At 37.7% G+C, this 11523-nt stretch carries 11 protein-coding genes and 1 pseudogene; 4 read left to right on the forward strand and 8 right to left on the reverse strand.

The genetic code is table 11. The features are described from left to right. Positions 1–201: 201 nt before the first annotated feature. Positions 202–501 (reverse strand): annotated as a pseudogene (locus tag ACXM0J_RS18315) (hypothetical protein). 150 nt (positions 502–651) lie between these two features. On the opposite strand from ACXM0J_RS18315, the gene ACXM0J_RS18320 reads away from it, so the two are divergent. Beyond that, positions 652–1335 (forward strand): heavy metal response regulator transcription factor, encoded by a 684-nt coding sequence (locus ACXM0J_RS18320; protein ID WP_086266334.1) that lies wholly within the window; start codon positions 652–654, stop codon positions 1333–1335. Then, entirely contained in the window at positions 1325–2704 is a 1380-nt protein-coding gene (locus tag ACXM0J_RS18325; protein WP_086266335.1) for a heavy metal sensor histidine kinase, read from the forward strand. The genes ACXM0J_RS18320 and ACXM0J_RS18325 overlap by 11 nt, the downstream gene beginning before the upstream one ends. 58 nt (positions 2705–2762) lie before the next feature. Here ACXM0J_RS18325 and ACXM0J_RS18330 read toward each other — a convergent pair whose 3' ends face one another. Continuing rightward, positions 2763–5126 carry a heavy metal translocating P-type ATPase gene (locus ACXM0J_RS18330; protein WP_262470937.1) on the reverse strand — a complete coding sequence of 788 codons (2364 nt, stop codon included), beginning with the start codon at positions 5124–5126 and terminating at the stop codon, positions 2763–2765. A 250-nt stretch (positions 5127–5376) separates the two neighbouring features. Between ACXM0J_RS18330 and ACXM0J_RS18335 the strand changes: the two genes are divergently transcribed. Further along, positions 5377–5757: a copper resistance CopC family protein gene (locus ACXM0J_RS18335; protein ID WP_086264309.1), complete on the forward strand. Its 381-nt coding sequence runs from the start codon at positions 5377–5379 to the stop codon at positions 5755–5757. Between the two features lie 62 nt (positions 5758–5819). Then, the gene (locus ACXM0J_RS18340) at positions 5820–6701 is read left to right on the forward strand and encodes a copper resistance D family protein (RefSeq protein ID WP_086264308.1); all 882 of its coding nucleotides are present in this window, start codon (positions 5820–5822) and stop codon (positions 6699–6701) included. A 142-nt stretch (positions 6702–6843) separates the two neighbouring features. Here ACXM0J_RS18340 and ACXM0J_RS18345 read toward each other — a convergent pair whose 3' ends face one another. The 6 genes from ACXM0J_RS18345 to ACXM0J_RS18370 all read right to left on the reverse strand — a co-directional run. Then, complete coding sequence (locus ACXM0J_RS18345; RefSeq protein ID WP_213034362.1) at positions 6844–7401, reverse strand: chorismate mutase; 558 nt, start codon at positions 7399–7401, stop codon at positions 6844–6846. A gap of 77 nt (positions 7402–7478) precedes the next feature. Beyond that, positions 7479–8162, reverse strand: a complete 684-nt coding sequence (locus ACXM0J_RS18350; RefSeq protein WP_086264306.1) for an SDR family NAD(P)-dependent oxidoreductase — start codon at positions 8160–8162, stop codon at positions 7479–7481. A 9-nt stretch (positions 8163–8171) separates the two neighbouring features. Further along, positions 8172–8933: an SDR family NAD(P)-dependent oxidoreductase gene (locus tag ACXM0J_RS18355; protein ID WP_086264305.1), complete on the reverse strand. Its 762-nt coding sequence runs from the start codon at positions 8931–8933 to the stop codon at positions 8172–8174. A 7-nt stretch (positions 8934–8940) separates the two neighbouring features. Beyond that, positions 8941–9627, reverse strand: a complete 687-nt coding sequence (locus tag ACXM0J_RS18360) for a glutathione S-transferase (protein WP_014207075.1) — start codon at positions 9625–9627, stop codon at positions 8941–8943. Positions 9628–9855: 228 nt separating this feature from the next. Next, positions 9856–10875, reverse strand: a complete 1020-nt coding sequence (locus ACXM0J_RS18365) for a Csu type fimbrial protein (RefSeq protein ID WP_017480890.1) — start codon at positions 10873–10875, stop codon at positions 9856–9858. Continuing rightward, positions 10866–11523, reverse strand: a 658-nt coding sequence (locus tag ACXM0J_RS18370; protein ID WP_304457366.1) for a fimbria/pilus outer membrane usher protein, incomplete at its 5' end; no start/stop codon positions are given. The genes ACXM0J_RS18365 and ACXM0J_RS18370, both read right to left, overlap by 10 nt.

Genomic DNA, 11523 nt, shown 5'->3' on the forward strand with positions numbered 1-11523 from the left:
AAGCTAAATTAGTAAGTAACATTATAAAAGAATTGATTTATATTGACTTAATAACTAGTAAATTGCTTAGTGTTAAGCAATAAAAGTACTTTAAATGTAAAGAGATATTTATTTTAAATTAATAAAAAATATCAAGGAACTTATAAGATCCGCAAAGAGCACTGTTTAACCGTACTTACCAAAACAGTGCTCTACACTCTTTTATTTTTTTGACATATCCATCATTTTGGAATGATCCATGTCACCCATTTTTGAATGATCCATTTCACTCATTTTAGAATGATCCATTTTTGACATATCGGCCTTATTTCCATTCTGCATTTATCCTTCACTCTTCATGCAACAAGGTTTTGAGCATTTTTCATCAGCTTTAGAATAAGTCTTGATTTCAGCATTTGCAGCCGTTGTTTGCTTAGCATCGCCTGCCCAAGATTGGGTTCCAGTGATTAAAGCACCAACACACATAAGCGTTGTCAAACTACGACGAAATAGAGTTTTCATTTTTTGCTCCAAAATTAGCTTTATATAAATACCCTATCTCTTGCCAACGGACATCTATGTGACCTGAAAATGACATTTTTGTAATCTACGCGGAATCATGTGTTTATAACGTTATTATATTCTAAATGGATGATATGAGATTTTTTATACATGAGAATCTTATTGGTTGAAGATGAAATAAAAACGCGTGATTACCTTAAACAAGGCCTATCTGAAGCTGGATATATTACCGATTGGGTTACTGATGGAATATCAGGTAAACATCAAGCTCTTTTTGAAGAATATGACTTGATTATTCTGGATGTCATGTTACCGAAATTAGATGGTTGGACGATCATTAGCGACATCAGAAAAAGTGGCAAAAGCATGCCTATTCTTTTTCTCTCCGCCCGTGATCAAATTGAAGATCGAGTTAAAGGTCTTGAACTCGGAGCCGATGATTATCTAGTAAAACCTTTTGCTTTTGCAGAGCTTCTTGCCAGAATAAAGAGCCTACTTCGTCGTGGGCAGCAAAAAGAAGACAGCAATATTATTACAATTGCCGATCTTGAACTCGATCTGCGTAAGCGACGTGTCACTCGTGCTGGTCATCGTATTGACTTAACAGCCAAAGAGTTTGCATTGATGGAGTTATTCATGCGTCGGCGCGGAGAAATTTTACCTCGCACTCTCATTGCTTCTCAGATATGGGATATGAATTTTGATAGTGATACCAATGTGGTAGAAGTCGCGATCAAACGTTTAAGAAATAAAATTGATAGTAACTTCACCCCTAAGCTAATCCAGAATATACGTGGAATGGGTTATGTGCTAGAGGTCGAAGATGAAGCATAAAGTGTTTAATGCGATTAGCTTTCGTATCGCAATTATCTTTACGCTATCCACTGTAGTTATTTTAATGATTATGGGATTGGTGATTCACCAACTTGTCATGCATCATTTCGAAACACAGGACCGTACCCAATTAGAAGGTAAAATTCAGCTTCTCCATAATCTTCTTGAACAAAACCCCTCCAACTCTCAAGATTTAAATCTCTATTTAAAAGATGCCTTAGTGGGTCATCATGATCTAATCGTTCAAATTGAGCGGCCAACCGGACAAATTATTTTTAGCTCAGCCCCAGCAATTATTAACTCTCAATCTCTCATTAAATCTAAATATAATCCTTGGATTGAATGGAAAATAGAGAATAAAACTTATCGTGGATTAATTTACAACAAAGCTTCTGATCAAAATAATAACATTTCAACAGCTCAAATTATTGTGGGAGTTGATACATCGGAGCATATTCATTTCTTAAATGAGTTTAGGCGTCAACTCTTATATATCGGTATTATCGGTACAATTTGTTTAATGCTTTTAGGGTGGTTTGCTGCTTGGCGTGGACTCCGTCCAGTTCAAAAAATGGCAAAGGTTGCAGAAGGTATTTCAGCTCAGCATCTCTCTGAGCGGTTAGAAGTCGACAATACACCAACTGAACTAAAGTCATTAGCTATTGCATTCAACGATATGTTAGACCGACTGGAAACAGCGGTAGGTAAACTCTCGGATTTTTCATCTGATCTTGCGCATGAAATGAGAACACCTATTAACAACTTAATGACTCAAACTCAGGTTTGTTTATCGCGTACTCGAGATATCACCACCTATCAGGAAATTCTATTTTCAAATTTAGAAGAGTTTGAACGTTTAGCCCGAATGGTGTCCGACATGCTCTTTCTTGCAAAAGCAGAACATGGCTTACATAGAGCAAACTTACAGCGAGTGAATTTAGTCAAAGAAGTCTCAGCATTATTTGATTTTTATGATGCGATTGCTGCTGAAAAAGACATGTCACTAGAACAGACCGGTCAAGGTTACGTCGAGGGCGATCCTTCAATGTTGCGTCGTGCACTTAGCAATCTGTTATCCAATGCAATCAAATATGGGAAATCAGATTCAATCATCAAAATTAATTGCCAACAGAATAATGATGCGACTGTATTAACAATTGAAAATGAAAGCTCGCCCCTATCACAAGAACAACTCACTCGATTATTTGATCGTTTTTATCGTACAGATGCTTCAAGACAGCGTGTTGAAGAAGGCACAGGTTTAGGTCTAGCAATAACCAAATCAATTCTTGATGTACATGGCGCTACAATTCAAGCCAACTATGATGATGGGCACATTATTTTTAAAATTATCTTTAAAAATTTATAGTAAAAAATATATGACTACTCATTTTTACTTGCTGAACTTAATGAGTAGTCAGAAACAACTAGTTTTGACTCCGTAGCCTTAAAGCGTTACCAATTACTGATGCTGAACTTAAACTCATAGCCAAAGCTGCAATCATTGGGGAAAGCAACCAGCCAGTAAATGGATATAAAATACCCGCAGCTAAAGGAATACCTAAAGCATTATAAAGAAATGCGAACATAAGATTTTGCTTCATATTTTTAATGGTTGCTTCTGACAACGAACGGGCAGTCTCGATACCTCGTAAATCACCTTTTACTAAAGTAACTTGGGCGCTATTCATTGCCACGTCTGTGCCAGTTCCCATCGCAATTCCGATATCAGCTTGAGCTAGCGCTGGAGCATCATTAATTCCGTCACCCGCCATTGCAACCACTCTTCCTTCTTTTTGCAATTTATGCACAAGTTGCAGTTTATCTGCGGGTTTAACTTCCCCATAAACTTCATCAATCCCTAAGCGACTACCAACTGATTTAGCTGTTGTTAACCCATCCCCTGTAGCCATTACGATTCTTAGACCTGAATTTTTTAATGAAAGAACAGCCTCAGGTGTACTTATTTTGATTGGATCTGAAACAGCCAATAGTCCTATTAGTTGCCCATCAACAGCTAAATACATAACACTCGCACCTTCTGATCTTAATTCTTCAGCTTGAGGTATAAATGAATCAACGGATATCCCCAGTTGTTCCATTAATGCGGTATTACCTAAAGATAATTGTTGCCCATTTAACTCGCCCTTAACACCAATGCCAGAGCCTGACTCAAAAGATGTCGGTTTGGTCAGTGCAAGATTTCTTTCACGGGCAGCCCGCACAATTGCATCTGCTAAAGGATGTTCACTACCTTGATCTAAACTGGCAGCTAATCGAAGAACTTCATTTTCTTCATACCCTGAAACAGCAATAGCCTTATCAAAGGATGGCTTACCTTCTGTTAAAGTACCTGTTTTATCAATAATTAAAGTATCAATTTTTCTTAAATTTTCTATTGCAGCGGCATCCCGAAAAAGTACGCCATTTGAAGCACCACGCCCTGTTGCCACCATAATCGACATAGGTGTAGCTAAGCCTAACGCACATGGGCAAGCAATAATTAAAACAGCGACCGCATTGATTAGTCCATAGACCCAACTTGGTTCTGGTCCAAATATTCCCCAACCGAAAAAAGTAATAATAGAAATACCAATGACAACCAAAACAAACCATCCTGCCACTTGGTCTGCCATTCTTTGCATGGGTGCTTTTGAACGTTGAGCTTGAGATACCATTTGAACTATTTGGGAAAGTACAGTTAAAGATCCAACCTTTTCTGAACGCATTACTAATGAACCATTCATGTTGATTGTTGCACCTATCACTTGGTCGCCTACTCGTTTTGTAACCGGAACAGGTTCTCCTGTTAACATCGATTCATCAATAGAGCTTGAACCTTCGGTAATAACTCCATCAACTGGCACCTTCTCACCTGGCCGTACTCGTAGTAAATCTCCCACATGTACATGGGAAAGTGGAATGTCTTCTTCTCGCCCATCATCATTAATTTTTCTTGCAGTCTTGGGAGCCAGTCCAAGTAGAGATTTAATTGCTGCCGAGGTTTGTGACCGAGCTTTTAACTCAAGCACTTGACCTAATAATGTTAGAGAAATAATGGCAGCTGTAGCTTCAAAATATACAGCGACACGCCCCATAGAAATAAAAGAATCTGGAAATACTTGTGGTGCCAAAGTCCCAACAAGACTGTATATAAATGCCGCTCCTGTACCAATGCCAATCAAAGTCCACATATTGGGACTGCGATTTAAAATTGATTGCCAACATCTAACGAAAAACGGCCACCCTGCCCAAAAAACAATAGGTAAGGTAAGCACGAGTTCAATCCAACTCTGTACCCCCATTTCAAACCAATCGAGCTGATGACCAAACATCGCCAAAAATACTACAATCAGGGTCAACGGTAAGGTATACCAAAATCTTCTTTTAAAATCCTTGAGCTCAGGATTTTCATCTGCTTCATCTAAGTTTGGAAGTAAAGGTTCTAATGTCATACCGCAAATAGAACAATTTCCTGGGTGATTCTGTCGAATTTCAGGATGCATTGGACATGTGTAAATTGTAGAAGTATTCGCATTTGCTAACTGATTAACTTCAATTGAATTTATATTATTTATGTTTTGAGATTCTTTTGCTGTACTCGTTTTTTCTACTTTATTCATATAAAAAGCAGGATCATTTTTAAACTTTATGTGGCATTTTTCACTGCAAAAGTAAAAAGTTTTATGATCAACTTTCTCAGTAAATTTACTTGCTTCTGTTACCTCCATACCGCAGACAGGATCAATATGGGTATTATTGCCATTTTTATTTTCATGATGATGGTCCATAAAAAACCTCTTGCATGTTTAATTCTAAAGTTATGAATGCATTAACTTTTTTCTTACTTGTCTATTTAGCAATCAGTATCTTATTTAGAGTAAGTGTAGCACTTGTACGTTTTCAATTTTAATAATGACAAAAATGTAATTTTGAAGTCATCAACGCGTTTCTGTCTATCTTTAATAATAGGCATAGAAAAGGTGTGACCAATAAAGCAAGTCTCTTATTTTAGTTAATCAGTTTTACGAGGATGAAAACATGAAGCTTTTTCACAACAAAATGTCAGTTCTACGAAATATTTTAGTGGGTACAACGATAGTTGTTACAGCTTCAAGTGCATTCGCACATGTGAAACTTGAAAGTGCCACCCCCACTATTAATGCTTCTATAGCTAGCCAGCCAAAAAGTATTACGCTTAATTTTGGCGGTGAAGTGATGCTGATGAATGTTAAATTGCTCGATGCCCAACGTCGAGATATCCCTTTAAACTACCAAGTTAGTCATGATTTAAAAAAATCATTTGAAGTCGCTGTACCAAAACTAAAAAACGGAAAATATACAGTCGTATGGACGACCATGGGCACTGATGGCCACCATATGAGTGGTGAATATAATTTCACGATCCAATCAACAAAATAAAAATAAATTGTTAATAAGCAATATGCCGGTCATTAGCTGGCATATTGTATAGGGAGAAATATATGGTTCCTGAAACTTGGATATATGCCACATGGCTTGTTAAAGCGTTTTTATATTTGGGGACCGCATTTGTTATTGGAGGAGCATTTTGCTACCTCTTACTTAAAAGTCATATAGAGCTTAAAAGAATTATTATCAAATACGTCACTGTTGGGGCAGGTTTAGGGCTTTTCTCAAGTATTTTTGGTTTCTTTATTCTCATCGGAAGTTTCGCAAATACTGGCCTATCTGGTATGTTGAATAGTAATTATATAAATCTACTTATTAATACACCGATTGGACATACTCATCTCATTCGGTCAGTGAGCTTTTTACTTTTATTGTTCCTTATGCTTATAAAATTAAACAGTGGGACTAACCAGATTACTAAAATTGAATGGTCAATTTTTGCCACGCTACTCATCCCAATTGTTTTTAGTTTTTCTCAATTAGGCCATGTCACGAATTTATCTTTATTTGCTCAAATTTTGCTTTCAATACATGTATTAGCCATGTCTTTATGGATGGGATCACTCTACCCCTTATGGAAAACAAGCAAAATAATTAACGGTCTGACATTAAAAGAAAGCATCCATCTGTTTGGAAAAATCGCTGCATTTATTGTAGGGGTTTTAATTGCCTGTGGTGCTAGTGTTGCCCTGCTCTTGCTTAAAGATTTTAATACATTGCTCAATACACCTTATGGACATGGCTTCATTATAAAAATAGTCTTCGTTCTATCTATTTTCTTACTAGCTGCCTTTAATAAATGGTATTTCACCCCTCGCTTACAGCATCCAAGATTTGCAAAGCAGTTGAGTTACGCTATTTTAGTTGAAATGTCATTAGGCCTAGCCATCCTTTTAACAACAAGCTATATCACCACTGTCGTTGGTGTTGAATAGAGATTAATAAAAATTCAAGAAACCGTGTTTTTAGTTAAATAATATCAGCACACGTTTGACTATTGGCTGGTAAACATAAGCTTGAAAAGATTGCTGATTTAATATGGATTGAATCAGCAATTTATACTCATATTTAAGAAATTCAGTTTTTTAACTGAATTTTATTTAATGCCACACATAAAGCTTTTTTGTCAGCTTCTTTAAGTTGAGGATGTTGAACAGACCACATATAGCTACAACTATGAGGTGCTTTGTTATGATTTTTCTTAAGTTCATAAGCGATATTTTTTAGAAGCTCAGTGTTTAGAGAACTAATTTTTAAACGTACTTCAGCTAAATCTTGTGGCTTCCAATTGCTTTCAGGACTCGACAACCAATCTGCGCGATAGCGATATTGAATAGCCTTGGCAACATTCATTTGGGTCACAATAAATGGCTTTACTGTTTCGCTATTTAGGCCAAAAGATTCAGCTTCAGAAAGAGATTGATCGAGAACTTTCTTTTCTTGAGTTAAATCTTCAATCGGCAAATGCTGCTCTGCTTTATAACCTGCTACATCTTTCATATAAGCTAAACGCTCGTTAACTAAACGAGCGGTTTGATCATATTGATATGCTTGGGCGAGTGAAGAAATACACATAAAAGCTGCCAAGGTCGACACGATCTGAGCAGTTCGCTGAAAACTCTTTATATTCACTATTTAAAACCTACCGAAATTATTGTTCTATGATCATTTCAACTCAGTACTGTATTTCAAGAACATGTGAAAGTAAAACTTTAAGATAGGCTGAGTTCTTGGCTCCATGCAGAATCAGGTTGTTGATAGATGTGTTGGCATACTTGCTTGAGAGATGAGCTAAAGTGCTGGTCTTGCCCCTCCCATTTTTCAACCATGCAATAGGTAACATGAATGCCTTTCGATTGAAACTCTCTCGCCAATGACTGCGCTAAAGCACGAATGCTTGCAAACATGCTTTGACTTAACACATCGTAATGGGGCGAGTTATTAAATGGAGCTCCAAGAAAAATAACTGTGCCTCGCTGTTGTTTAAGCATAGGCTTAATCACAGCTTGGGCGACACTCACGGCACTTAAACCTGTGGTCTGCCAACTGTGTTCAATCTCTTCTAAAGATAACGCTTCGATATTTGATGAAGATGAAAAACTCGGCTGAAATACACAAAGCTCAATGATATGTCCATGACTTGAAATATAACGCAACAAGCATTTTAAATGATCTACATTCACTAAATTTAAGTGAATTACTGTCACACCATCATTTAAAGAATGAACTTGCATTTTTTTTACAGCTGAATCATGTACAACTTGATAAAGATGTAAAGGGAAATGCCCGTTTTTATCTAAAATTACAAAATCACGCTCAATCAGTTGAAGGTCATGACCAGCAACGACAACACAGCCCTGCTTTTTTTGAAATCTTTGAAATATTTTTTTTAGCATTTTAGTCTCTCAAAATTTTTCTTGATAAGGGCGTAAATCCAGCTCATGTGTCCAGAGTTGTGGAGTTTGTTGGTAAAGCATCCAATAGTTTTCTGCTATTGCATCAATATTGAGTCCGCCGGTTCCACGAGTAAGACGGGCTAACCGCCCTAAACCGAATAATGCTTTATTCACTCTATCGCCATTGACCATTCCATCAATAATCACATGAGCAATATGTATGCCTTGTGTCTTATAGATTTGAGCTAGATTTAATGCATAGGTTCTTAAAGCAGATTTCCCCATCGTAAAAGCAGCGAAAAAAGGTTTACCACGTAGAGATGCACTTGCTCCAGTAAAAATAAGCGTACCGTGATTTTGATCTTTAAAGATTTTTAGACAGCTTTGAGAAACTAAATAGGCCGATAAAAAAGTGGATTGCCACATTTGAGTAAAAAACGACAATGGGCTGCGTAAAAAGATAGAAGGAATATTCCCTCCCACGTTATGAATAACAACACTAATACGCTCATTTTGACTCGTGATTGTGTCAAATAAGGCCTGTACTTGGTGTATATCTTCTGCATCTAAACGAAACGCTACAGCTTCCCCTGCATTTGCATGGATTTGGGCAGCCACTGCTTCAATTTTCTGGAAAGTACGTCCAGCAACATAGACTTTTAAGCCTTCTTTGGCGAAAAGACGACACACCGCTGCACCAATACCTTGTGATGCCCCGACGCCAATAACAACCGCACAATCTTGTTTTTTATCTAATGTTGCTGATGTCATAGACATTTCACCCTGTTTGTTTTTTATACCATAATGCAATAAACGGACGATTCAAAATTTCTTTACTAAATTTTTTACTGGTGCGGATCACTTCACCGAGTTGAGCAACTACCGCAATGTCTGCAATGGTTTGGCTGTTTCCAACTAACCATTCACTTTGTGACAAAACCTGCTCAATACGGTCGAGATGTCGTATAAATTCTTCTTCAACATTTTCAGCTTTCATACGTCCTAAGCCTTGAAAGAATAGCTGCGTTTTCAACTCGGCTAAAATAAAACCTTTTACCATGGGCTTTTCATAGGCCGGACGACCAATGCTACTAATGCGAATCGCTTCTTCTAAAGCTTCTGAGTCATTTACGCGTAAATAGACTTCATAAAAATAAAGGGATTCATCTGCCCAATCTTCCCAAAGTTCAGCAAGCGCTTTTTGATTTGGATCTTCAGGGTAAAGCCGAGGTGTGTCTGGAAAGGCTTCATCTAGATAGCGCGCGATTCGAGTGCTGTCTTGAATCCTCTGACCGTTATGGTCAATGACAGGTACTTTGCCCACCTTACTTAGTAGAGGAACTTTCGCTCCAAGAATGCCGTTATAGTTAACTGTGTCAAATGGAATTCCTTTAAATTTCAAAACTCTTGAAATTTTTTGACAGAATGGGGAAATTTCCCATTGATGCAAAATAATATTCGACATTTATTCACCTTTATTTTTAATTGCCTTTTATCTAGTTCTTTTTTAGAACTAATCAATAAATATACAGAATGCTTTTTTAAGTCAAACTGTTTTTGATGACGAACAAGTTCCGAAAGCTAAGAATTATTTGATTTTTACTACTTATTTCAGAACATTTTTCAAGCGATATAATTTGAATTATAGGAAGCTCTGCCTTAAAAAGAACTTCCTATATAATAGATGAGAAAATTAATAAGTCACCGTAACGACAACACTATCAGAATAGACACCAGGTCTACTTGCGATGGCAGTGCCTTGCGGAATCTTTCCATACACAGTAGTCGTTTGAGCACTTCCTGTACCTGTTTTTGAGACTCCCCCTGTTCCCCCAACATTGGTTACGCCTCCCGTGGCATCCCATACCGTACTATAGTTAGAATCTTTATATAGCTGATAGGGAATAAATTCATTATTACTATTGATCATACGCCTAAAGCCTCCAGCAATACGGTTGTTTCCATCCCCTAAATAAATACTATATGGCGTTCCAAAATTACAGGTTGTATTCACTGCCCCTTGCGCTGTGTAATCACGCTTAGTCGTGCCAATATCATTAATATTGCCGAAATCTACAGTTGAGGTTGAGTTTAATTGGCACAGGCTTGGGACCACAAAGTTTGCTGTTAGCAATGTATCGCCTGAATCCCAGCCACCAAGTAAATCACCACATGACAAACCCAAAAGATCCATATCCCAATACAACCGAACCGAAGCCGTATATGTTCCTTGAGGGTATGCAATGAGAGACCCTGTTCGGGCCGGTACTTTTATATTTACCGAGTAACTCACAATATTATTTGATGCGACTGTTGGTACTGGGCCATACCACACATTGGAGGTTTGGTTTGTGGTAGAAGACCCAGCTCCGCCTACAGTTGCAGTAACTGTATAGGGTAATGAAACACTGTTAATTGCATTTGTGGTTCCCGTAAATACGGTTTTCATACACATGAAATTAGAAATCTGGGGAAGTCCTAAATTCGTGCAAGTAATTGTTCCTGAAAGGTTTACGGTTGCATCACTATTGATATTTGCTGCTGTGTAGATAAAAGTGTTATTTGTGGTCCCACTTACCGTACAAGCTGCATGTGCCGGACTAAAAAATGCATAAACAAGATAAAATAAGCAAATGCCTACAAAATATTTTAAAGACAATCGAAAAAACTTATAGCTCTCTATTTGAGCCTTATTCATAATATTTAATGACATACATAAGGTCCCAATTTTTTGGTTGAGTACTGATTACTGTTATATGTGAAGTCAACTTGGCATGAACCATGATCTAGAAGATCGACTTCAAGTTTGTTTTGCTTTAAAAGATTTGGAATAAACACTTCACCATCGTAGCCAACCATCCCATTTTGCTGACCATTAATTCGAACGGTATAACCCGGCATTAACGGTGAATTGTTTTGATCAACCAGTTTCACTAATCCTGAAATGACCTGATGAGCACCAAAGTCAACCAAAGTTCCTTGACGGTAACCCACCACTGTTTTTTGATCTGTAGATTTAACATCCCAATTCAGAGGAAGATACGATGGATCTAAATAAATATGGTTCACTTGATATGGCATGAGACTAGGAATCAAAAACCTTCCAGACTTGTCAGTTTCTCCCAGATTAACACCGCCATTTATAATTTGACTTTGCGGCCCTGCATTGGTTACGACCGCATAGCCCTCTCCAATTTCATTGGCCGCAAAGAGACGTCCCGCCGCCGCAACCAATGAACCCGTCGCCGAAAGTGCAACCTGATCGTTGTCTCCAAATCGATTATAGCGCCCCGTCAGGTAAGCCGCTCGGGCACGGTAAGAGGCATAGACAGATGCATTGTTTTCATTCGCATCCTCATCT

Source organism: Acinetobacter sp. GRABPA_MV_2 (genome assembly GCF_056725885.1).

Bases quoted from the DNA above. Each gene is read 5' to 3' on its own strand.
- ACXM0J_RS18320 (WP_086266334.1), top strand. From the start codon at position 652: ATGAGAATCTTATTGGTTGAAGATGAAATAAAAACGCGTGATTACCTT.
- ACXM0J_RS18325 (WP_086266335.1), top strand. From the start codon at position 1,325: ATGAAGCATAAAGTGTTTAATGCGATTAGCTTTCGTATCGCAATTATC.
- ACXM0J_RS18330 (WP_262470937.1), bottom strand. From the start codon at position 5,126: ATGGACCATCATCATGAAAATAAAAATGGCAATAATACCCATATTGAT.
- ACXM0J_RS18335 (WP_086264309.1), top strand. From the start codon at position 5,377: ATGAAGCTTTTTCACAACAAAATGTCAGTTCTACGAAATATTTTAGTG.
- ACXM0J_RS18340 (WP_086264308.1), top strand. From the start codon at position 5,820: ATGGTTCCTGAAACTTGGATATATGCCACATGGCTTGTTAAAGCGTTT.
- ACXM0J_RS18350 (WP_086264306.1), bottom strand. From the start codon at position 8,162: ATGCTAAAAAAAATATTTCAAAGATTTCAAAAAAAGCAGGGCTGTGTT.
- ACXM0J_RS18355 (WP_086264305.1), bottom strand. From the start codon at position 8,933: ATGACATCAGCAACATTAGATAAAAAACAAGATTGTGCGGTTGTTATT.
- ACXM0J_RS18360 (WP_014207075.1), bottom strand. From the start codon at position 9,627: ATGTCGAATATTATTTTGCATCAATGGGAAATTTCCCCATTCTGTCAA.
- ACXM0J_RS18365 (WP_017480890.1), bottom strand. From the start codon at position 10,875: ATGTCATTAAATATTATGAATAAGGCTCAAATAGAGAGCTATAAGTTT.